This is a genomic window from Mangrovimonas sp. TPBH4 (assembly GCF_001280505.1).
Classification (GTDB): Bacteria; Bacteroidota; Bacteroidia; order Flavobacteriales; family Flavobacteriaceae; genus Mangrovimonas_A.
This window is the reverse complement of sequence record NZ_LBIO01000049.1, coordinates 39,912-61,084: the sequence shown is the minus strand read 5'-3', so window position 1 is coordinate 61,084 and position 21,173 is coordinate 39,912. Positions and strand designations below refer to the sequence as shown.

Sequence of the window (21,173 nt, the reverse complement as noted above, 5' to 3'; positions counted from 1 at the left end):
GCTCCCCAATCATGGGTTGAGCAAGATGAAGGTTAACATCAAATGTCATGAGACACGGAAAGAAATTTAATCATTTAGGAAGAAAGACAGCTCACAGAAAAGCAATGTTGGCCAATATGGCTTGTTCTTTAATCGAGCACAAGCGTATCAACACCACTGTTGCTAAAGCTAAAGCTTTAAAGCAATTTGTTGAGCCTTTGATTACAAAATCAAAAGAAGACACTACGCACAACAGACGTATTGTTATGGCTCGTTTAAGACAAAAAGAAGCGGTTGCTGAGTTGTTTAGAGATGTTGCTGCCAAAATTGGAGATCGTCCAGGAGGATACACAAGAATTATTAAGTTGGGTAACCGTCTTGGTGATAACGCTGATATGGCAATGATCGAGTTGGTTGATTACAATGAAATCTACAACGCTGGGAAACCAGAAAAGAAAACTACCCGTAGAAGTAGAAGAGGTGGATCTAAGGCTGCTGCTCCTGCACCGGCTGCTGCTGAAACTAAAACTTCAAACGAGGAAGAAGAATAAAAAATACGTTTGTATTTTAAGTTCAAAAGGGATAAACAATTTGTTTATCCCTTTTTTTTGGGCCATATTTAAACTGATTAAACTTAAAACCAACTTATTATGAAAACCATTCAGCTAGTGTTTATATTACTATTATGTAATTTAGGTATTGCACAAAACTTTAGTACAGGCCAAACAAGCAACGATTTAAGGAGAGACCTCTCCCAGGGAGGAAGTATTTGGGTTTCTACGGGCTCTAAAAATTCTAATATTGAAGGAAGTGTTTACTTGTTCAACAGTTGGGTTAATATTTCAACGGTTTATATGGAGGAAACTTCATATCAAATATCCAATCTTAATTATAATATCGATAAGGACCAATTGGAAGCTAAATTCTCAGAGGATTCTGTTTTGGTTATTAATCCTCAAAAGATTTTGAAGGTTAAGATTTATGATGTCGAACTGGCACAACATTATAAACCTAATACAAAGGAAAAAGCTTTTTATCAAACTGTAGCCGATACAGGTGAATTTATGTTGCTAAAACAATATTCTGTAAGTATTAAGGAAGGAACGTTTAACCCCATGACCCAACAAAAGACTAAGCCTGATGAATATGTGAAACATGAAGATTACTTTATTAAAACAAAGGAACAAGAAGTTTTAAAACCAATAAAACTTAAGAAGAGTACCGTATTAGATTTAGTGGGGGCCAAAGGAGACGAAATCAAGAACTATGTAAAGAATAACAATCTTCATTACAACAATGACTCCGACGTTTGCAAAATTTTAACTTACTATAAATCCTTGTCAATTTAAAATATACACGCTAACATTTTAGTTTGTCCTTTTTTTTGTGGAAATTTGCAAAACTTTTCGAACAAATGAAGTACAATAAAAGAGACAAAGCTTTAGTATTATTATCTGACGGGACCATTTTTTATGGAAAATCCATTGGGCAATCAGGAACTGCTTTTGGCGAAGTATGTTTCAATACAGGAACTACAGGGTATCAAGAAATTTTTACAGACCCATCATATTTTGGGCAAATCATGGTCGCTACTAATGCCCATATTGGGAATTATGGTACCAAGGAAGATGAGATAGAATCCGATTCTATCAAAATTTCGGGTTTGATCTGCAAAAATTTCAGTTTCAATTATTCTCGCGAAGCTGCTGATGATTCTTTGCAAAATTTCTTTGAAAAGAATAACGTGCTGGCTATTTCAGATGTGGATACTCGCGCCTTGGTAAGCTACATTAGAGAACACGGTGCCATGAATGCCGTAATCTCTACTGAGGTTGATAACATTGAAGGTTTAAAAGAGCAATTGGCAAAGGTACCTCAAATGAATGGTTTGGAGTTGGCCTCAAAAGTATCTACCAAGGAGGCTTATTACTACGGTGATGAAAACGCCACTTATAAAATTGCAGCTTTAGACCTAGGAATCAAGAAGAATATCCTTCGTAATCTTGCAAAACGTGATGCGTACATCAAGGTATTTCCATACAATGCTACTTTTGAAGAGATGAACGAATGGAATCCAGATGGTTATTTCTTGTCTAACGGTCCTGGAGATCCAGAACCTTTGGAGGAGGCGCAGGCAGTAGCTAAAAAGATTATGGATAGAAACCTTCCTTTATTTGGAATTTGTTTGGGACATCAGGTTATCGCTTTGGCCAATGGTATTTCTACCTATAAGATGTATAATGGGCATAGAGGGATCAATCATCCAGTTAAAAATTTAGAGACAGGTAAAGGAGAAATTACTTCTCAAAACCATGGTTTTGCCATTAACAGGGAGGAAACCGAAAATCATCCAGATATAGAAATTAGCCATGTTCACCTTAATGATGATACCGTGGCAGGAATCAAGATGAAGACTAAAAATGTCTTCTCGGTGCAATACCATCCAGAGGCAAGTCCTGGTCCTCATGATTCATCTTATTTGTTTGATCAATTTATAGAGAACATCAAAAATAAATAATAGAAAAACCTCAAAGAAAATCACTTTTTTTTGAGGTTTTTTTTATTCGAAAACAATGTAGTAAGATTAATGTATAATAATGATTTGGTAACCGATATTTGGGTAACTATTTTGTAAATTTGTTATAGAAAAATAAGAAAAAAGGAATCAACCTTAAACTATGTATTATGAGCATTATAATTAACATTCACGCAAGACAAATATTAGATTCAAGAGGGAATCCAACCGTAGAGGTTGATGTAGTAACAGAAAACGGAGTTATGGGAAGAGCGGCAGTACCATCAGGAGCATCTACAGGAGAGCACGAAGCTGTAGAGCTTAGAGATGGCGGTGATTCTTATATGGGGAAAGGAGTTTCTAAAGCCGTTGAAAATGTTAATTCTGTAATCGCTCAAGAATTGTTGGGTGTTTCTGTGTTTGAACAAAATGTTATCGATAAAATGATGATCGAGTTGGACGGAACTCCAAACAAATCTAAATTGGGTGCCAATGCCATTTTGGGAGTTTCTTTAGCTGTTGCTAAAGCCGCTGCCAATGAATTGGGAATGCCACTTTATAGATATGTCGGTGGTGTGTCTGCCAAGACATTGCCAGTTCCAATGATGAACATCATCAACGGAGGTTCTCACAGTGATGCGCCTATCGCATTCCAAGAATTTATGGTGATGCCAGTAAAGGCTAAAAACTTTACGCACGCTATGCAAATGGGAACTGAAATTTTCCACAACTTGAAAAAAGTGTTACACGATAGAGGTCTAAGTACCGCAGTAGGAGACGAAGGAGGATTTGCTCCAACTTTAGATGGTACAGAAGATGCGATTGAATCTATCCAAAAAGCGGTTGAAAAAGCAGGGTATAAATTTGGTGACGAAGTGATGATTGCTTTGGACTGTGCTTCTGCTGAATTCTATGTAGATGGAAAATACGACTACACTAAATTTGAAGGCGATAAAGGAGTGGTAAGAACTTCTGAAGAGCAAGCAAATTATCTTGCAGAATTGGTATCTAAATATCCAATTATCTCTATCGAAGATGGTATGGATGAAAACGATTGGGATGGTTGGAAGTATTTAACCGAACTTATCGGAGATAAAGTGCAATTGGTAGGAGATGACCTTTATGTAACCAATGTAGAGCGTTTATCAAAAGGTATCGAGAATGGAATTGCAAACTCTATTTTGATCAAAGTAAACCAAATTGGAACTCTATCTGAAACTATTGCAGCTGTAAATATGGCTCACAATGCTGGATATACTTCTGTGATGTCCCACCGTTCTGGAGAAACTGAGGACAACACCATTGCTGACTTGGCTGTAGCCTTAAATACGGGGCAAATCAAGACTGGTTCTGCTTCACGTAGTGACCGTATGGCTAAATACAACCAATTGTTGCGCATTGAGGAAGAGTTGGGAGATGTAGCCTACTATCCACAAGCAAATGCATTTAAAGTGAAATAACCATAATTTTAAGTGATATTTTTAAAAGAGCCTTCTGCCTTAGCAGAAGGCTCTTTTGTTACTGAACAGTTTTTTCAATTTTAATATTGAAATAATATGTAAATATTTTATTACTCAATTTATTTTAAGTAATTTATGATGGAATTTAATGCTTAAATCCAAGTCCGTGCTATTCCGCATTGGCACTTCAAAATAAAATATAGAAAATCTGTAGTTCAACCCTAAACCTCTTTACATGCAGTCAAACTTTCTTTTTGTTTCAGCCGAAAATGATGCGATCAAAAACTGTAAAGCAGGAGGGATGGGTGATGTAGTAAGGGATGTGCCAAGACAAATTGCAGCATTTGGAGATAGAGCGCATGTAATCACGCCAGCATATAGCAGGCTTCATGTAAATGGAGAAAAGATTTCTGAAGTACATTTTTCCTATCGTGGCCAAATAGAAATAGCTGAAGTCTATAAAGTTCCTCCAAAAAAGGAATTCAAAAATATAAGCCATTACGTAATTCATCATCCAGAAATTGTGTCTGGAAATATTGCCCACATTTACTTTAATGACCCAGAACAACCTTTCTATACGGATGCATGCATGTTTTCCTTGTTTTGTATTGCGGTCGCGCAAGCTATAAAGCAAGATGTGTTTGGGCATTTGGAGGTGGTGCATCTACATGATTGGCATTCTAGTTTGTTGCTATTTCTTAGGGCGTATCACCCTGCTTATGGATTTTTGAATAACACTAGATTTGTGTATTCAATACATAACCTGGCAATACAGGGGATTAGGCCTTTTGAAGGAAGTAGGTCCTCTCTAAAGGCTTTTTATCCAGAAGTTGAGTTTGACTATGATCGTTTGAAAGATCCCAGATATCATGATTGCATCAATCTTATGGCTTTGGGAATCAAGTTTGCCAATGCGGTGCATACTGTATCGCCTTCCTATAAAGAAGATATTATGAAGCCAAGCGACTTTCCAAATTTTATTGGAGGAGAAGGTCTAGAAGGGATTCTAAAGGAAGCAAATGATGAAAAGCGCTTGTTTGGTATTTTGAATGGCTGCAATTACAAGAATATTAATCTGGTGCCACATGGAGCCTTTTATGTAAATGCCATTCAGGCAATTTTTGAGTGGCTCCAAGAACCAGAAAAGGAGTATAAGGCCAATTTTCTCATTCATACAGGAGAGAAAATTGTAAAATTGATTAAGGATCCTGCCAAATTTGTTTGTGCTAGCGTAGCAAGACTAACCGAACAGAAATTCTACTTTTATAAAAACTCTCCAGAATTATTGGTGTCTATACTGGAGAAATTAAAAGCTGTAAATGGTATTTACGCTGTTTTGGGAACCGGTGCTCCTGAATATGAAGAACTGCTTCATAAACTTAGTTACGAGCATGAAAACTTTATCTTTTTTAATGGGCAGTCCGAAGAGGTGATAGACTCCATCTATACAGAATCTAATCTTTATCTAATGCCAAGCCTTTTTGAGCCTTGTGGCATTAGTCAAATGTTGGCAATGCGCAATGCGCAACCCTGCTTGGTTCATCATACCGGAGGCTTGAAAGATACGGTTGTGCATTTCAAAACGGGCTTTGCTTTTGATGGTGCTACTATTGATGAAAAAACACAAAATTTTATAAAAGTGTTCCAAGAGGCTTTGGATGTATTTTTTGATGATAAACCCAAATGGGATGATATTTGCTTAAATGCTAAAAGCCAAAAATTTACATGGAAATCTTCCGTTGTGGAATATTACCACAAATTATATCAGTTGGAAGTGAATGTGAAAAATTACCAAGAATAAAGACTATCTGTTGAAAATAAGATACTTATGAAATCGTCAATTCTCACCCTGTTTTAAGTATCAATTTTATGAATATTTCAATAGTCAAATCCTTTGTTGAGAAGCTTTAATAATCGTGAGATATTTCATAAATTTGGAGCTGTCGTTTCAAGACAACAATTTAAAAAACTTTTTATTGAAATATGTCAGATAAAGCTATATTAGAAATTAACGGTCAAAAACACGAATTTCCTTTAATTACAGGGTCAGAAGATGAAGTTGCAATTGATATCAAAACTTTACGGAGTGCTACCAATGGAGTGATTACCATTGATCCGGGGTACAAAAACACAGGGTCTTGTGAAAGTGCTATTACATTTTTGGATGGAGAGAAAGGAATTCTGAGGTACAGAGGTTATTCTATAGAAGAATTAGCCGAAAAGGCCGACTTTTTGGAAGTAGCTTATTTGTTGATTTTTGGAGAATTGCCAACGCAAGAGCAATTGGACAAATTCCATTCAGACATAAAAAAGCATTCAGTAGTAGACGATGATATTAAAAAGATTGTGGACGCCTTTCCAAGGTCTGCACACCCAATGGGAGTGTTATCATCTTTAACGAGTGCACTAACGGCATTTAACCCTTCTTCGGTAAATGTAGATTCAGAGGAAGAAATGTACAATGCCATTGTTCGAATTTTGGCTAAGTTTCCAGTATTGGTGGCATGGACCATGCACAAGAAATTAGGGTTGCCATTGGATTATGGAGATAAGAATTTAGGATATGTGGAGAACATTTTAAAAATGTTGTTCAAGCAGCCTAATGAAGAGTACGTTCAAAATCCAATTTTGATCAATGCTTTGGATAAGTTGTTGATCCTTCATGCCGATCATGAGCAAAACTGCTCGACTTCTACAGTAAGAATTGTAGGATCATCTCATGCTGGTTTATTTGCATCGCTTTCAGCTGGTATTTCTGCGCTTTGGGGACCTCTACATGGAGGAGCTAACCAGGCTGTTTTGGAAATGTTGGAAGCTATCAAGGCCGACGGTGGAGATACTAAAAAATATATGGGCAAAGCCAAAGACAAGGAAGATCCATTCCGTTTGATGGGATTCGGACACCGTGTGTATAAAAACTTTGATCCTAGAGCCAAGATCATCAAAAAGGCTGCAGATGAAGTTTTAGGTGATTTAGGAATTGAAGACCCTATCTTGGATATCGCCAAAGGATTGGAAAAGGAAGCTTTGGAAGACAACTATTTTGTTGATAGAAAATTGTATCCAAACGTAGATTTCTACTCAGGAATCATTTATAGAGCTATGGGAATCCCAACAGATATGTTTACGGTTATGTTTGCTTTGGGTAGACTGCCAGGATGGATTGCCCAATGGAGAGAAATGAGATTGCGTAAAGAGCCAATTGGCCGTCCTCGTCAAGTTTATGTAGGGGAAACGCTTAGATCTTTTAAAGATATAAAAGACAGATAAAAGATTTTATAAATAGAAAAAACTGCCTTAAAATTGCATAAGCTCTTTTGGGCAGTTTTTTTTTTTATAATAGAGACACTTTATGTTACAATTACATGTCAATGATGAGACGTCACGTCTAAGAGCCGTTGTTTTAGGAACAGCTGAAAGTATTGGTCCAATCCCTTCTATAGACGAAGCTTATGATCCTAAATCAATAGAACACATCAAAGCGGGCACTTATCCAAAGGAAGGTGATATGATTAAGGAAATGGACGCCGTGGCCAAGGTATTTGAAAAGTATGATGTAAAAGTGTTTCGCCCAAAAACCATAAAGGATTACAATCAAATTTTTGCCCGGGACATTGCCTTTGTTATAGACGATAAACTAATTAAAGCCAATATTCTTCCAGACCGCGAGCGAGAGGTAGAAGCCATCCAACATGTAATAGACCAAATACCTTCGGAAAATGTCATTACGCTGCCGGAAGATTGTCATGTGGAGGGAGGAGATGTAATGCCTTACGGAGAGTTTATCTTTGTTGGTACTTATTCTGGATCAGATTATTCCAATTACATTACGGCTAGAACCAATATGGACGCCGTAATTGCACTTCAGGAGTTGTTTCCGGAGAAAACAGTAAAGGCCTTTGAACTTCGTAAATCCAATACCAATGCCAAGGAAAATGCTTTGCATTTGGATTGTTGTTTCCAACCCATAGGAAAGGATAAGGCCATTATCCATAAAAATGGGTTTTTGGTGGAGAGTGAATATAATTGGCTCGTGGATTTCTTCGGAAAGGAGAATATTTTTGAAATTACGAAAGATGAAATGTACAATATGTATAGTAATGTGTTTTCCATTTCTGAAAAGGTCGTGATTTCAGAAAAAAAATTTACCAGATTAAACACTTGGTTGAGAGAACAAGGCTTTACGGTAGAGGAAGTGCCTTATGCAGAAATAGCAAAGCAGGAAGGCTTGTTACGCTGTTCTACGATGCCATTGATTCGGGATTAGGTTTCTTTCTTAATTGAGAAAAGGACGGGAACGAAGATAAGTTCCTTATTTACGATACAGAAAGTAGTTTTTAACCAATTCAATATAGGTGCGTTTGGCTTCTTCTTTGGTGACATTTTGAGCCTGTACCTGAAAAAGAGCATTGGTCTTAAAAGCGTTGATAATGGCCTTTCGGCTACTTGGACGACCATAATCATCGGTAGCCCTTTTATAGTAAGCGTAAAGACGTAACAATAGGTCTGCAGGAAAGGGTTCCGTATAACTGTTAACCATTTTTACGGCTTCCTTAAATTCAATATCCAATGCTTCTTCAGGTGTCATTATATCTCGGCTAAAATACTTTCGCCTCCTTTCACAACGTCATTCAAACTTACTTTAATATCGGCATCCAAAGGTAAAAATACATCCACTCTTGACCCGAATTTTATAAAGCCAGAATCTGCACCCTGTATGGCTTTATCATTTTCCTTGGCATAGTTAACGATACGTTTGGCCAAAGCACCGGCAATTTGACGGTAAAGCACGTTTCCAAATTTTGGATTGTCTACCACCACTGTGGTCCGTTCGTTCTCTTCACTTGCTTTTGGGTGCCATGCCACCAAATATTTTCCAGGATGGTATTTGCTGTATACCACATTACCTCCAACTGGGTAACGAGTAACATGAACATTTATAGGAGACATGAAAACGGATACTTGTATACGCTTTTCATTAAAAAATTCTTTTTCAAAAACTTCTTCAATAACCACCACTTTACCATCCACGGGGGAAAGGGCATGGTGTTCGTTTGCTACCGTATTTCTTTTGGGGTTTCTAAAGAACTGTAAAATCAAGATTAGGAAAGCCAAAGCAGCCAGCATTAAAACTGTACGTAGCCAAGGTAATTGAACCGTGTAATCAATGGTCATTAATAGAGCAACAACAATAACCAGTGTAATGAAAATAATTTTATGTCCTTCTTTATGAAACATAGGTAAATCTTAAATATAAATAGATAAAAGGTGCCGCAAATATAATACTGTCCAGACGGTCCAATAACCCACCATGGCCAGGCATTATTACGCCGCTATCCTTGACGTTAGCTTGTCTTTTAAACTTAGACTCTATCAAATCTCCCAAAGTGCCAAAAACACTTGCTATAATTGCTAGCACGAGCCAATGGTTAAAATCTAAAGTATCTGTAAATTTAGCAATAAAATAGCTAGCTACACAGGAAAAAAACAATCCTCCCAAAAATCCTTCAACAGTTTTCTTTGGAGACACTTTAGCGAAGAGTTTTTGCTTTCCGAAATTCTTTCCAACCAAATAGGCAAAGGTATCATTGGTCCACAAAATTATAAAGGTTCCCAAAAGTAACAGTGGCGTGAAATTGTGATTGTAGTTGGCAATTAAAAACAAAAAGACAAAACCACTGGATAAGTAAAACGTCGTGATGATATATCTTTTTGAACTGAAAAGAGGAATGGTCTTTTCAGAAAATAAATCCTTGATAAGGAACAATTGTACAAAGATGGTAATGACATGCAATATTTGGATGGAATCGTTGAATCCCGATTTTGAGTTCACAATGGAAACCCAATAGCCAAACACAAAATAAAGAATTGTAAAGATGATGTAGGGGAGAAACTTCTCCAGTCCAATCAACTTTTTAAACTCCGCCAAACACACTAGACCAAATAGGTAAAATAAGACCGCCAAAGCCGATTTCCAGCAAAGAGATAGCATGAGTAAGCTGATATATAAAATACCCGATAAGGTCCTGGTAACAAGTTCTTTCATGAATTGTTTTTAAAATGCTTAGAAGAAAGAATTAAGACGTGTGCCTACAAATCCTCAAGTAGTAGCAAATATAAGTTTTTTGAACTACTTCCGTAGGAAAGGAAATCTTTATCTTCTGCAGGCGCCTTAAAGTGCTTAATGGTAGTAATGTTGGTAGGAATCTTTTCCTTGTTTTTACCTTTTATGCCTCTAAGTCCCTCTCCAATATTTTCTACAAATTGACTAGTAGTGGCATAAATTATAAAATTTGGAGGTAGTTCTTTTAGCTTTTTTTCGGCAATTTGATTAGAAGAAATCAATAAAGAACCATCGTCGGAAATCAGATATTCACAAGTAGATAAAAAGTAGGTGGCTTCTGAAAGGTTTTTGGTAGACTTGTATTCCATTCCCTTGAAAAGCTCCTTTAAGCGATCATCCAACAGCAATACGGATTCGTTTTGCCAATCATTTTCGCTTAAAATCAATCTGAGGCTTTCCCTAATTTCATCGAGGTTTTCGCAATACAGAAATTTACCACCATTAGCCTTGAAATTGATAGTGAATCTTTCATCTACAGGTAGCTTGATCTCCGGCATGTACTTGCCTCTCTCTTCGTTTTTTATGTTATCCTCTTCATTATCAGACTTAAGTCCGAAGATTTTACGAAATAGACTCATGTATGAATTGCTATTAACCCGGGTTATTCGTATTGTATTAATTCAAATATAAAAAAACTTAAACTAACACATGGTTAATTTAAGTTTTTTATAAAAACATTAGGTGTTTTTCCTATGCTTCTTCTACCTTGTCAAAAGGTCTTTTTCCGAAGATCTTTTCAAGGTTATCTTTGAAGATGACTTCTTTGTCAAGAAGTACTTCTGCCAACTCAGTTAGCTTATCTTTGTTCTCTTCAAGAATCTTGATAGCACGAGCATATTGCTCTTCAATAATATCAGAAATCTCTTTATCAATCAACTCTGCAGTTTGTTCGCTATAAGGTTTTGTAAAGCCATATTCTGATTGTCCTGAAGAATCGTAATAAGTTAAATTCCCAACTTTATCACTTAGTCCGTAAATGGTAACCATAGCTCTTGCTTGTTTGGTCACTTTTTCAAGATCGCTCAAAGCTCCTGTAGAAATCTTGTCGAAAATTACCTTTTCAGCAGCTCTTCCTCCCAAGGCAGCACACATCTCGTCCAACATTTGCTCAGGACGCACAATCAAGCGTTCTTCTGGCAAATACCAAGCGGCACCAAGTGATTGTCCACGAGGCACAATAGTAACTTTTACCAAAGGCGCAGCGTGTTCCAACATCCAGCTTATGGTGGCATGACCAGCTTCGTGATAAGCCACGGCGCGTTTTTCTTCTGGAGTGATGATTTTGTTCTTCTTCTCCAATCCTCCAACGATACGGTCTACAGCATCCAAAAAGTCTTGCTTATCTACCGCTTTTTTACCATTTCTAGCCGCAATTAATGCCGCTTCATTACATACGTTGGCAATATCAGCTCCAGAGAATCCTGGGGTTTGTTTGGCAAGGAAATCGATATCCAATTTTTCGGATTGCTTGATAGGTCTCAAGTGTACCTCAAAAATTTCTTTACGTTCCCTTACGTCTGGAAGGTCCACGAAAATCTGACGGTCGAAACGACCAGCACGCATAAGGGCTTTATCCAAAACATCAGCTCTGTTGGTAGCGGCCAATACAATGACGTTGGTGTTGGTTCCAAAACCATCCATCTCTGTCAAAAGCTGGTTAAGCGTGTTTTCACGTTCGTCGTTAGATCCAGAGAAATTGCTTTTACCACGGGCTCTACCAATGGCATCGATTTCATCAATAAATATGATAGAAGGTGATTTTTCTTTTGCTTGCTTAAACAAATCCCTTACCCGAGAAGCACCAACCCCTACAAACATCTCCACAAAATCCGATCCCGATAAAGAGAAGAACGGTACTTTGGCTTCACCGGCAACAGCTTTTGCCAATAAGGTTTTACCAGTACCTGGAGGTCCTACCAATAAGGCTCCTTTCGGGATTTTTCCTCCTAATGAGGTATATTTTTCGGGGTTTTTAAGGAAATCTACAATTTCCTGAACCTCTTCTTTGGCACCTTCCAGTCCAGCTACATCTTTAAAGGATGTCTTAACATCTGTTTTTTCATCAAAAAGTTTAGCTTTTGATTTCCCGATGTTGAAAATCTGTCCGCCAGCACCACCGGCACCACCAGACGACATACGACGCATGATGAATATCCAAACAGCGATAATCAATACAAATGGTAAAAGAGATATAAGGAAGTTACCCCAAAGGTTTTCTTCCGTTTTATATTTTACTTCAGTACTAAGGTTATTGTTCTTAATAGTTTCATTAATACCTTTTTCAAAGTTTTGTAAATCACCAAATTCAAACGAATAATTCGGTAAAGGCGAAACCGTAGGGAAGATACTGTTAGGAACGGTTTTTTTATGAATTTCTTTGTTCTGTGCTTCGTCGGTTAGGTAAACCTTGGCCTCCCTTTTATTAATAATTTCAATTTTGGAAACATCTCCTTCTTTAAGGAATTCCAAGAATTGTTGAGGTGTGGTGGTGGCGGTAGCTTCGCTTCCGAAGCCTCCCGCAAATAGTTGAACTGCTAAAATCCCCAATATTGCGATTCCGTAAATCCAATAGAGGTTAAATTTTGGTTTTTTATTGGTGTTCTTTTTGTCGTTAGCCATTAATACTCTTTTAGTAACTTGTTTCTATAACGGTTGTTTTTGCGTCTCCCCAAAGACTTTCTATGTCGTAGTATTCCCTAATTTGTTTTTGGAACACATGTACTACCACATTGACGTAATCAATGAGTACCCATTCGGCATTATCGACACCTTCGACATGCCAAGGGTTATCCTTGAGTGTTTTACTAACCTTTTTTTGGATGGAATTGACTATGGCGTTTACCTGGGTATTGGAAGTTCCTTCGCAAACAATAAAATAATCACAGACAGTGTTTTCAATTTCTCTTAAATCTAGAATTGTAATCTCCTTCCCTTTAACATCTTCAATACCAGCTAATATGGTTGCTATTAGTTGATCTACATTACTGTTTTTTTTAGCCATTAAATTGATTTAGTTTTGTGCAAAGTTATTATTTTTTTAGTTCTTTTGAACCTTAATTTTTATTAAGAATATTATAAATTAACAAATATTATCCTAATGCACATTATCAAACTTAGTGCCATTGATTCTACAAATAGTTATTTAAGGCAGTTGAGTACTGCTCAAGACCTTGAAGATTATACGGTTGTGATGACGGAAAGGCAAACCCAAGGGAGGGGGCAGATGGGGACAGAATGGACTTCGCAAGAAGCCAAAAACCTTACTGTTAGTGTGTTTAAGGATATTTCTTTTTTGAAAGTTGAAGATCAATTTTTTATCAGTATTGCAGTTGCTTTGGCAGTTTCGGATGTATTGAGGCAGTGTAATCTTAAAAGGGTCAAAGTGAAATGGCCAAACGACATTTTGTCAGAAAATAAGAAAATAGCTGGAATTCTTATTGAAAATGTCATCAAACAAAACCAAATTCAATACACCATTATTGGAATTGGACTTAATGTAAACCAAACTGAATACGTCAATTTGCCTCAAGCTTCGTCAATGCGTTTAATGGCAGGTAATGTTTTTGACCGTGATGAAGTATTGACTTTGGTAATTCAAAAAATGGAGCTGTATTTTGGAATGTTGGAAAATGGGCAGACCAAAAGCCTTAAAAAGTTGTACGAGAAGCGATTGTTTAGAATAAATAAGCCTTCAACATTTAAGGATGTTGAAGGCCATCTATTTTCTGGTTTTATCAAAGGTGTGACCAACTCTGGCAGTCTTGAAGTTCTTTTGGAAGATGAAGTTTTAAAAACATTCGATCTTAAAGAAATTACCTTATTGTATTAAAGCGTTGTTGTCATTTTGGTTACGAGCGTTTCTATGAATTTGGAGATGGGCCCTTTGACCATCATCGCCATCATAGGGTTGAAATCGCCTGTAAAGGCTAGCTGTACTTCACTTTTGTTGTCCGCAGTTTCTTCAATATTTCCGATTAAAGAAAAGTCCATTTTGCCTCCAGCGGCTCCTAAAACAATTTTGTTGGGAGCTTCAGTTTCTTTCTTTTTCAAGACTATTTCAGGCATTCCTTTTAAGGCAAACAAAAAGGTGTCGTCCCCTAAAATTTCAAATTTGCTAATGTTTTCTGGCATTAACTTTTCAAAATTTTTCACTTCCGATAAGAAATCAAAGGTTTCTTGAGGGGATTTATTTACGATTACTTTTGGGGATTCTAAATTCATATCTTATTTTTTTATACCTATATCAATTAGCGTTCCATTCGCTAGGATTGGCGTTCCATTGTGCCAAAAGTTCCTGTTGCTGTTTGGTGATATAGTTGGTTTCTAAGGCTTGGTCCAATAAGCTTTCGTAGTTGCCTAGGGTTTGTAGTTGGATACCGGCCTCTTCAAAACTTTGTTTGGAAACTTCAAAGCCATAAGTGAAAATGGCAATCATGCCTTTTACGTTAGCATCGGCATTTTTAAGTGCTTTTACAGCATTCAAGCTACTTTTCCCTGTGCTTATTAAATCTTCAACCACTACAACATTTTGTCCTTTTTCAAGGTGGCCTTCAATTTGGTTTTGGCGCCCGTGGGATTTTGCCTCAGGTCTTACATAAACAAAAGGCAGCCCTAAGTATTCGGCAACCAATATGCCTATTCCAATGGCTCCAGTGGCAACTCCTGCAATAACATCTGGCTTTCCATATTGCTTTTCAATTTGTTTAGCCATGGTTTCGCGAATGTAGTTGCGAATGAGGGGATAGGATAAAATAATTCTATTGTCGCAGTAAATAGGTGATTTCCATCCAGAAGCCCAAGTAAACGGTTCTTTTGGGCTAAGTTTTATAGCGTTGATTTGCAATAAAACTTCTGCGGTTTTTTTGGCGGTATGTTTATTAAAAATCATAGGACAAAACTACACATTTTTGGCATAAGTAAATTTGAAAATTTTAAATAAAATTAAAATGGAATTCCTCTGTATGAATTAAAAAGTAATATTTTTACGGCTTAAACTATCAGCATTATCAATGTACCAAGTCTTTGTCAACGACAAACCAATTATATTAACGACGGTTGTTAGTGAGGAAACCAATTTTAAAAATTACCTTTTGGATACAGTCAATATCAGTAAGGTAATTAAGGAACTCAATACAACCTCATTGGAGGAGGTCAGGCTTATTCATAAAAATCCTGATAAGCTTTTAAAGAAGTTTCTCAAGAAACTGCCCAATGTTGTTGCTGGTGGAGGAAAGGTTGTGAATGATAAAGAAGAAGTACTGTTTATCTATCGCAATAAAAAATGGGATTTGCCCAAAGGTAAGGCAGAAGGGAAGGAGTCTATAGAGGAAACTTCTGTTAGGGAAGTGGAGGAGGAAACGGGAGTTAAAGGACTTGAAATTATCAAACCATTGGATATTACTTACCATATTTTTAAACGCAATGGGAAACATAAAATTAAGATTACCCATTGGTTTGAAATGAAAACTACCTATGATGGCAAATTGGAGCCACAGGAAAACGAGGGGATAACCAAAGTAAAATGGTTGGGTCAGGCTGAGCAGGAAAAAGCTATGACCAATTCCTACGCCAATATTAAAATCCTTATGTAGACAATCAGCGAGTAATGATGAATTTTTTGAGGAACGAATCTTAACATTTTGGGTAAGATACTCGATCAAAAAAGTTAAATTTGCCTGCAAATTTCTGGATCATGCCACAAACTACAAATACCATTTTAATGATTCGTCCTGTGAATTTCAGGATGAACGAACAGACAGCTGTAAATAACTACTTCCAAGAAGATTTGGATCTAGTTCAGGCAGAAATCAATACAAAGGCTCAAAACGAATTTGATGCTTTTGTTGAGAAGTTACGTGCAGTTGGGGTAAATGTAGTAATTGTAAACGACGATCCTTCTCTGGATACCCCTGATTCTATTTTTCCTAACAACTGGGTGAGTTTTCATGAAAATGGAGATGTCGCCTTGTACCCTATGTTTGCTGAAAACAGAAGGAGGGAGCGTCGTGAGGATGTGTTTGTAACATTGGAAAAAGAAGGGTTTGCCATTGAAAATATTGTGGATTATACCAGTGCCGAAGAAGAAGGTGTGTTTTTGGAAGGTACCGGAAGTCTGCTCTTGGATCGTGTAAACGGTAAGGCCTACTGCGCGCTTTCGCCTAGGGCAGATGAAGAGTTGTTTATAGAATTTTGTGAAGATTTTGAATATACTCCAGTAGTATTTACGGCATTTCAAACCGTGGACGGGAAGCGTTTACCTATTTATCACACCAATGTAATGATGTGTTTGGCTGAAACCTTTGCAGTTATCTGTTTGGACAGTATCGATGATAAAAAAGAGCGAAAAAATGTGCTTACACATCTAAAGAATGATGGCAAAGAAGTGATTGCTATAACTGAAGCCCAAATGCATCAGTTTGCTGGCAATATGTTGCAGGTAAGAGGAGAAGGTGATCAGCGTTTCTTGGTAATGAGTCAATCGGCCTATGATAGTTTGACTAAAGACCAAATTGCTAAAATTGAAAAACATTGTCCTATTTTGTCAAGTTCACTTGAAACTATTGAAACCTGTGGTGGTGGAAGTGCCCGTTGTATGATGGCGGAAGTGTTTTTGCCACGTACTGGGTTGAGATTGGCTTAATAAACGGGGTTTAAACTATCAAACTTTACCTGCCTGAAAGTCTCTTTGCTTTAGCTTAGAGGTTTACTTATTTGGCTTCGATTTAGGTAATTCCACAAAGAACTTGCTTCCTACGTTAGGAGTGCTTTCTACCCAAATTTTTCCGTTGTTCAGCTCTACCAGTTCTTTACAGATAGTAAGTCCTAAACCAGTGCCTTTTTCACTTTTGGTACCAACTGTAGTAAAGGTATTGTTCTTGAAGAGCTTTTCCATGTTTTCTTCTGAAATGCCTACACCGGTATCTTCAACACAAATTAAGGATCTGCCATTTCTGTCGATGTTGGAAACCGTGATGATATCTCCAACTTTACTGAACTTTACAGCATTGGTCAATAGGTTTTGAATGACAATCTCAACCATGCTTCTATCGGCATAGATAAAGTCGCGTTGGGATTCGTCAATTAATACAATGCGTTTTTGCTCCACTTTTTGTTCAATCAAACTAATCTTAGTCTGGAATACTTCTTGAATATTGAACAGTTCTGGATTTGGTTCCAAGTTCTGCATTTGCGATTTTGACCAGTTCAACAAATTAAACAATAATAAGGAAGCATTATTGGCATTTTCACTAAGCTCTGGGATAAGGTCGTAGAATTCTTCTTTCGATAAGCTGTCCTCTTTTAATAGATCGATAAAGCCTTTGATGGAAGAAACAGAATCTTTTAAGTCGTGCGAAACAATAGAAAACAAACGATCCTTCACTTTGTTGATTTCTTCCAAGTGAAGGGATTGCTCTAAAATGGCCTCGTTTTGCATTTGTATTTGTTTGTTCTTTTCTTCAAGTTCCTTAGTGTAGGCCAATCTGCTTTTTCGCCTTAAATAAATCAGCATTAAAAATGTAAGGGCTATTAGGAATGCGGCCACCAATACATAGGAAATGAGTTTCAACTTTTTAACTTCCTTGCTATTTTTGGAAGTTAGTGAAGGAATAATGGTGGATGCTTCTTCTTGATTTGAGAAGTCTAACGGCTTTTCTTCTTTTATAATGGCATCTGTGTTGACCGGAATTTTGGGTTGGTTTTGCCTGGCGAGTTCCTCCTTGAGGGCATAATATTTCCCTTGCCAGAAGAAAGCGTTATGAAATTGCCCTTGCATGGAATCCAGTTGCTTGTGAAGCTCGTAATTTTTTAATAACTCCAGTTTATCTGAGCCATCTTTCGCCAAAGCATAAGCCTCGTCCAATTGCCGCTCGGCCAAGCGTGTTTTGTTTTGGGTTAGGTTGAGTTTTCCAACAGAGTTGAGGGATCGCAATAGGCCTTCTTTGTTGTTTCTTCTACGGTTAAATTTTAGGCCTTCCACTAAATAGTCGGCGGCTTTGTCGTAATCTTTAAAGCGCAAATATTCTTCCCCAATTCTTGGAAGAATTTCTCCTTTGAGGTCTTGGTCTTTCTCTGGGTTGAGTAATTCCATGACCTTTTCGTAGTACTCGATGGCTTTGCGGTGCTCTCTTCGTAACGAATACAGCTGCGCGATATTTTTGGTAGACGTTTTAATGCCAATACTGTCCTGTAATTGTTCGCGAACGCTTAAGGCTTTAAGGTTGAACTCAATGGCCTTGTCTATCTGCTGGGTCTTGAAATAGGCTTCAGCCAAATTATTGTATGCCGAGCTCAATTCTTCCCTAAGATTTTTGGTTTCGAAAATATTGATGGCCGAAAGCGAGTTTTCCAACCCCACAATATAGTTTCCGCGCTTAATTTCGATGAGGCCCATACAATTGCTCACTTTGGCAATACCCAAAGTGTCGTTAAGCTGTTGGTATAATTTTCTGGATTTGTTAAAGCTGTCTATGGAGTTATAGTAGTCGCCTCGTTCGGAATAGATAAGGGCTTTGTAATAAACCGACTCGGCAACGCCTTTGGTGTAATTAAGCGATTTTGACAAGCGCTCTGTTTGGTCAACAAACATGGAGGCTTTTTGGTAATCCTTGGCCTTGTAAAGGTTTTTTATTAGTAATAAAGAGGTTTCAACCTTTACAGAATCTTGTTTTTGGTAGGCTAATTCTAGGGTAAGACTGTCTATCTCCCTAGTTTGAGAATAACTAAGAAGGGCAGAAAATAAAGCAGCTAAGGTGATTAACTGTTTCATTTTCCAAATAATGTTTTACTTGTTGCAATACTGTTTTTAAGCCAACTTGCCTTGAGGGAGAGGTGAAGTAAGGACACAAAATACAATAATAACAATCCTACTACGGGTTGAATATTAAGTATCATCAATATTTGGGACTTTGATTAATAGCTCCCTTCAAAAATCTTTAAAAGCCAAGTAAAAATCTAATTTTTGGGTTTTAATGCCAAAAAATTAGATAAAGTGAACGGTATCTCCTACTAAAAAATGAAAGTATCGACGAAATGCAAAGAATTGGCAAATTTTATGTGAAGTTTCTGTTAAATTTTGAATTTTTTTAAATGATTTTGTAAGTGGTTGAATTGTAGGTTTTTGATGGTTTGTGACATTTTTTAACCCATATCTTTGGAGAAGGTAAGGCTGTTATCAAAAAATGGGGCTGTTTTCAAATATTAAATCTGTAGATATCCTCGTAGAAATTGAAGTCTTATGGAGATGTTTGTTCTAGGGTATTGTTATTGAAATACTGTTAAAAGTACTATCTTTGCACACTTAAAAATAAGCAAAATGAACCTTCAAGACACTTTATCGAAATACGTAAAACAAGCAATTAAAGATATTTTTAATGCTGAATTGGAAACTGTAGAATTTCAGGCAACCCGTAAGGAATTTGCAGGAGATATAACAGTGGTCGTATTTCCTATGTTACGTGTCGTAAAAGGAAATCCTGTTCAAATAGGAGAGCAGATTGGAACCTATCTGGTTGAGCATGTTGAGGAGGTGAAAGCCTACAATGTTGTGAAGGGCTTTTTGAATGTTGAAATTGACGATGCTTATTATTTAAACTTTTTTACATCTATTTCAGGAAATGCCGATTACGGTTTTGTAACCCCAGAACCTAATGACAAGGCAATCATGGTGGAGTATTCTTCTCCTAATACCAATAAGCCTCTGCATTTGGGACATATTAGAAATAACTTGTTAGGATATAGTGTTTCTGAAATATTGAAGGCTTCAGGTAAAAAGGTCTACAAAACACAAATTATCAACGACCGTGGAATCCACATTTGTAAAAGTATGTTGGCTTGGAAACGATATGGTAACGGTGAAACACCTGAAAGCTCAGGTTTAAAAGGCGATAAACTGGTTGGGAATTACTACGTAAAGTTCGATCAGGAATATAAAAATGAAATCCTGGAATTAGTAGTTCAGGGCTTATCTGAGGAAGAAGCCAAAAAACAGGCGCCTATTTTATTGGAAGCTCAGGATATGTTGCGTCAATGGGAAGCAGGAGATAAAGAAGTCGTTGAACTGTGGACCCAAATGAATGGTTGGGTGTATGATGGTTTTGATATCACTTATAAGAATTTGGGAGTTGATTTTGACCACTTGTACTATGAAAGCCAAACCTACTTATTAGGAAAGGAATTTGTAACTGAAGGATTAAAATCGGGAGTGTTTTATAAGAAAGAAGACGGTTCTGTTTGGTGTGACCTGACTGAAGATGGTTTGGACGAAAAATTGGTGCTGAGAGCCGATGGTACTGCAGTTTATATGACCCAAGATATCGGTACCGCCATTCAACGAATTAAGGATCATCCAGATGTTGGCGGAATGGTGTATACCGTGGGTAACGAACAGGATTACCATTTCCAAGTGTTGTTTTTGATTCTGAAAAAACTGGGGTTTGACTGGGCCAAAAATTTGTACCACTTAAGTTATGGAATGGTGGATTTGCCTTCTGGAAAAATGAAAAGTAGAGAAGGAACCGTCGTAGATGCCGATGATTTGGTAGATGAAATGGCCGCGACAGCCAAAGAAATTTCGGATGAATTAGGGAAATTGGATGGTTATACCGAAGCAGAAAAAATAGAGCTTTACAAAACAATTGGTTTGGGAGCTTTGAAGTATTACATTTTAAAGGTTGATCCTAAAAAACGAATTTTGTTCGATCCAAAAGAATCTATCGATTTCCAAGGGAATACAGGGCCTTTCATTCAATATACATATGCGAGAATTCAATCTATTTTGAGGAAGGCAGGAAGTGCATTGGAAGGAACTTATGGAAACATCTCATTACATGACAAGGAGAAAGAGCTATTAAAGCAATTACAGTTGTTTCCTGAGGTTGTGCAAAACGCAGCTAGCAATCATAGTCCTGCATTAATTGCCAATTATACGTACGATTTGGTGAAGGAGTTCAACTCATTCTACCAAAATGTATCTATCCTGGGAGCCGATAATGACAATGACAAAAACTTTAGAGTTCAGTTGTCAAAAATGGTTGGAGTAGTGGTTAAAAACGCTTTCAGTCTTTTGGGGATCAACGTGCCAGAGCGCATGTAGATT

Annotated in this window: 20 protein-coding genes; 11 read left to right on the top strand and 9 right to left on the bottom strand. The window is 37.2% G+C overall.

All coding sequences use genetic code 11. The features are described from left to right. The first annotated feature begins 47 nt into the window (after window positions 1-47). From rplQ to ZA05_RS09225, 7 genes are all read left to right on the top strand, one after another. The gene (gene rplQ / locus ZA05_RS09255) at window positions 48-530 is read left to right on the top strand and encodes a 50S ribosomal protein L17 (protein WP_053991418.1); all 483 of its coding nucleotides are present in this window, start codon (window positions 48-50) and stop codon (window positions 528-530) included. Window positions 531-629: 99 nt separating this feature from the next. Beyond that, the gene (locus ZA05_RS09250; protein WP_053991417.1) at window positions 630-1,328 is read left to right on the top strand and encodes a hypothetical protein; all 699 of its coding nucleotides are present in this window, start codon (window positions 630-632) and stop codon (window positions 1,326-1,328) included. Window positions 1,329-1,393: 65 nt separating this feature from the next. After that, window positions 1,394-2,497, top strand: a complete 1,104-nt coding sequence (gene carA / locus ZA05_RS09245) for a glutamine-hydrolyzing carbamoyl-phosphate synthase small subunit (RefSeq protein WP_053991416.1) — start codon at window positions 1,394-1,396, stop codon at window positions 2,495-2,497. Window positions 2,498-2,664: 167 nt separating this feature from the next. After that, on the top strand, window positions 2,665-3,954 hold the full coding sequence (gene eno, locus ZA05_RS09240; RefSeq protein ID WP_053991415.1) for a phosphopyruvate hydratase: 1,290 nt from the start codon (window positions 2,665-2,667) through the stop codon (window positions 3,952-3,954). Window positions 3,955-4,189: 235 nt separating this feature from the next. Then, the gene (locus ZA05_RS09235) at window positions 4,190-5,755 is read left to right on the top strand and encodes a glycogen synthase (RefSeq protein ID WP_053991414.1); all 1,566 of its coding nucleotides are present in this window, start codon (window positions 4,190-4,192) and stop codon (window positions 5,753-5,755) included. A 182-nt stretch (window positions 5,756-5,937) separates the two neighbouring features. Continuing rightward, window positions 5,938-7,224, top strand: a complete 1,287-nt coding sequence (locus ZA05_RS09230; RefSeq protein WP_053991413.1) for a citrate synthase — start codon at window positions 5,938-5,940, stop codon at window positions 7,222-7,224. Between the two features lie 82 nt (window positions 7,225-7,306). Beyond that, entirely contained in the window at window positions 7,307-8,221 is a 915-nt protein-coding gene (locus ZA05_RS09225) for a dimethylarginine dimethylaminohydrolase family protein (protein WP_053991412.1), read from the top strand. Window positions 8,222-8,266: 45 nt separating this feature from the next. Here the strand turns inward: ZA05_RS09225 and ZA05_RS09220 are convergent, their stop codons facing one another. The 6 genes from ZA05_RS09220 to rsfS all read right to left on the bottom strand — a co-directional run bounded on the left by ZA05_RS09220 (window position 8,267) and on the right by rsfS (window position 13,079). Next, window positions 8,267-8,542 carry an acyl-CoA-binding protein gene (locus ZA05_RS09220; protein WP_053991411.1) on the bottom strand — a complete coding sequence of 92 codons (276 nt, stop codon included), beginning with the start codon at window positions 8,540-8,542 and terminating at the stop codon, window positions 8,267-8,269. Next, window positions 8,542-9,192, bottom strand: coding sequence for a phosphatidylserine decarboxylase family protein (locus tag ZA05_RS09215; RefSeq protein ID WP_053991410.1), 651 nt, complete (start codon window positions 9,190-9,192; stop codon window positions 8,542-8,544). The genes ZA05_RS09220 and ZA05_RS09215 overlap by 1 nt, the downstream gene beginning before the upstream one ends. Beyond that, the gene (locus ZA05_RS09210) at window positions 9,182-10,000 is read right to left on the bottom strand and encodes a phosphatidate cytidylyltransferase (RefSeq protein ID WP_053991409.1); all 819 of its coding nucleotides are present in this window, start codon (window positions 9,998-10,000) and stop codon (window positions 9,182-9,184) included. Before ZA05_RS09210 ends, ZA05_RS09215 begins: the two co-directional genes overlap by 11 nt. Window positions 10,001-10,044: 44 nt before the next feature. After that, complete coding sequence (locus ZA05_RS09205; RefSeq protein ID WP_053991408.1) at window positions 10,045-10,656, bottom strand: LUD domain-containing protein; 612 nt, start codon at window positions 10,654-10,656, stop codon at window positions 10,045-10,047. Window positions 10,657-10,768: 112 nt separating this feature from the next. Next, on the bottom strand, window positions 10,769-12,697 hold the full coding sequence (ftsH, locus tag ZA05_RS09200) for an ATP-dependent zinc metalloprotease FtsH (protein WP_053991407.1): 1,929 nt from the start codon (window positions 12,695-12,697) through the stop codon (window positions 10,769-10,771). Between the two features lie 10 nt (window positions 12,698-12,707). After that, entirely contained in the window at window positions 12,708-13,079 is a 372-nt protein-coding gene (gene rsfS, locus ZA05_RS09195; protein ID WP_053991406.1) for a ribosome silencing factor, read from the bottom strand. A 96-nt stretch (window positions 13,080-13,175) separates the two neighbouring features. On the opposite strand from rsfS, the gene ZA05_RS09190 reads away from it, so the two are divergent. Continuing rightward, a complete protein-coding gene (locus ZA05_RS09190; RefSeq protein WP_053991405.1) occupies window positions 13,176-13,907 on the top strand; it encodes a biotin--[acetyl-CoA-carboxylase] ligase in 732 nt (243 codons plus the stop codon). On the opposite strand, the gene ZA05_RS09185 is transcribed toward ZA05_RS09190, so the two are convergent. Next, window positions 13,904-14,299, bottom strand: a complete 396-nt coding sequence (locus tag ZA05_RS09185) for an SRPBCC family protein (protein ID WP_053991404.1) — start codon at window positions 14,297-14,299, stop codon at window positions 13,904-13,906. The two genes, ZA05_RS09190 and ZA05_RS09185, sit on opposite strands and share 4 nt — an antisense overlap. Before the next feature lie 22 nt (window positions 14,300-14,321). Next, window positions 14,322-14,966, bottom strand: coding sequence for an orotate phosphoribosyltransferase (gene pyrE, locus ZA05_RS09180; RefSeq protein WP_053991403.1), 645 nt, complete (start codon window positions 14,964-14,966; stop codon window positions 14,322-14,324). A gap of 121 nt (window positions 14,967-15,087) precedes the next feature. Here pyrE and ZA05_RS09175 point away from each other — a divergent pair, with 121 nt between their 5' ends. After that, the gene (locus ZA05_RS09175; protein WP_053991402.1) at window positions 15,088-15,669 is read left to right on the top strand and encodes an NUDIX hydrolase; all 582 of its coding nucleotides are present in this window, start codon (window positions 15,088-15,090) and stop codon (window positions 15,667-15,669) included. 101 nt (window positions 15,670-15,770) lie between these two features. After that, on the top strand, window positions 15,771-16,718 hold the full coding sequence (gene ctlX, locus ZA05_RS09170) for a citrulline utilization hydrolase CtlX (protein WP_053991401.1): 948 nt from the start codon (window positions 15,771-15,773) through the stop codon (window positions 16,716-16,718). A 63-nt stretch (window positions 16,719-16,781) separates the two neighbouring features. Here ctlX and ZA05_RS09165 read toward each other — a convergent pair whose 3' ends face one another. Next, window positions 16,782-18,845 (bottom strand): tetratricopeptide repeat-containing sensor histidine kinase, encoded by a 2,064-nt coding sequence (locus tag ZA05_RS09165; protein ID WP_053991400.1) that lies wholly within the window; start codon window positions 18,843-18,845, stop codon window positions 16,782-16,784. A gap of 546 nt (window positions 18,846-19,391) precedes the next feature. Here ZA05_RS09165 and argS point away from each other — a divergent pair. Further along, window positions 19,392-21,170, top strand: a complete 1,779-nt coding sequence (gene argS / locus ZA05_RS09160; RefSeq protein ID WP_053991399.1) for an arginine--tRNA ligase — start codon at window positions 19,392-19,394, stop codon at window positions 21,168-21,170. Window positions 21,171-21,173 lie beyond the last annotated feature (3 nt).

What these genes read in the sequence shown, in the direction of transcription:
- ZA05_RS09165 (WP_053991400.1), bottom strand. Translation starts at nt 18,845, where the DNA reads ATGAAACAGTTAATCACCTTAGCTGCTTTATTTTCTGCCCTTCTTAGT.
- ZA05_RS09210 (WP_053991409.1), bottom strand. Translation starts at nt 10,000, where the DNA reads ATGAAAGAACTTGTTACCAGGACCTTATCGGGTATTTTATATATCAGC.
- ZA05_RS09205 (WP_053991408.1), bottom strand. Translation starts at nt 10,656, where the DNA reads ATGAGTCTATTTCGTAAAATCTTCGGACTTAAGTCTGATAATGAAGAG.
- pyrE (WP_053991403.1), bottom strand. Translation starts at nt 14,966, where the DNA reads ATGATTTTTAATAAACATACCGCCAAAAAAACCGCAGAAGTTTTATTG.
- rplQ (WP_053991418.1), top strand. Translation starts at nt 48, where the DNA reads ATGAGACACGGAAAGAAATTTAATCATTTAGGAAGAAAGACAGCTCAC.
- argS (WP_053991399.1), top strand. Translation starts at nt 19,392, where the DNA reads ATGAACCTTCAAGACACTTTATCGAAATACGTAAAACAAGCAATTAAA.
- ZA05_RS09225 (WP_053991412.1), top strand. Translation starts at nt 7,307, where the DNA reads ATGTTACAATTACATGTCAATGATGAGACGTCACGTCTAAGAGCCGTT.
- ZA05_RS09235 (WP_053991414.1), top strand. Translation starts at nt 4,190, where the DNA reads ATGCAGTCAAACTTTCTTTTTGTTTCAGCCGAAAATGATGCGATCAAA.
- ZA05_RS09220 (WP_053991411.1), bottom strand. Translation starts at nt 8,542, where the DNA reads ATGACACCTGAAGAAGCATTGGATATTGAATTTAAGGAAGCCGTAAAA.
- ZA05_RS09215 (WP_053991410.1), bottom strand. Translation starts at nt 9,192, where the DNA reads ATGTTTCATAAAGAAGGACATAAAATTATTTTCATTACACTGGTTATT.
- ZA05_RS09175 (WP_053991402.1), top strand. Translation starts at nt 15,088, where the DNA reads ATGTACCAAGTCTTTGTCAACGACAAACCAATTATATTAACGACGGTT.
- ctlX (WP_053991401.1), top strand. Translation starts at nt 15,771, where the DNA reads ATGCCACAAACTACAAATACCATTTTAATGATTCGTCCTGTGAATTTC.
- ftsH (WP_053991407.1), bottom strand. Translation starts at nt 12,697, where the DNA reads ATGGCTAACGACAAAAAGAACACCAATAAAAAACCAAAATTTAACCTC.
- ZA05_RS09190 (WP_053991405.1), top strand. Translation starts at nt 13,176, where the DNA reads ATGCACATTATCAAACTTAGTGCCATTGATTCTACAAATAGTTATTTA.
- carA (WP_053991416.1), top strand. Translation starts at nt 1,394, where the DNA reads ATGAAGTACAATAAAAGAGACAAAGCTTTAGTATTATTATCTGACGGG.
- ZA05_RS09185 (WP_053991404.1), bottom strand. Translation starts at nt 14,299, where the DNA reads ATGAATTTAGAATCCCCAAAAGTAATCGTAAATAAATCCCCTCAAGAA.
- ZA05_RS09230 (WP_053991413.1), top strand. Translation starts at nt 5,938, where the DNA reads ATGTCAGATAAAGCTATATTAGAAATTAACGGTCAAAAACACGAATTT.
- ZA05_RS09250 (WP_053991417.1), top strand. Translation starts at nt 630, where the DNA reads ATGAAAACCATTCAGCTAGTGTTTATATTACTATTATGTAATTTAGGT.
- rsfS (WP_053991406.1), bottom strand. Translation starts at nt 13,079, where the DNA reads ATGGCTAAAAAAAACAGTAATGTAGATCAACTAATAGCAACCATATTA.
- eno (WP_053991415.1), top strand. Translation starts at nt 2,665, where the DNA reads ATGAGCATTATAATTAACATTCACGCAAGACAAATATTAGATTCAAGA.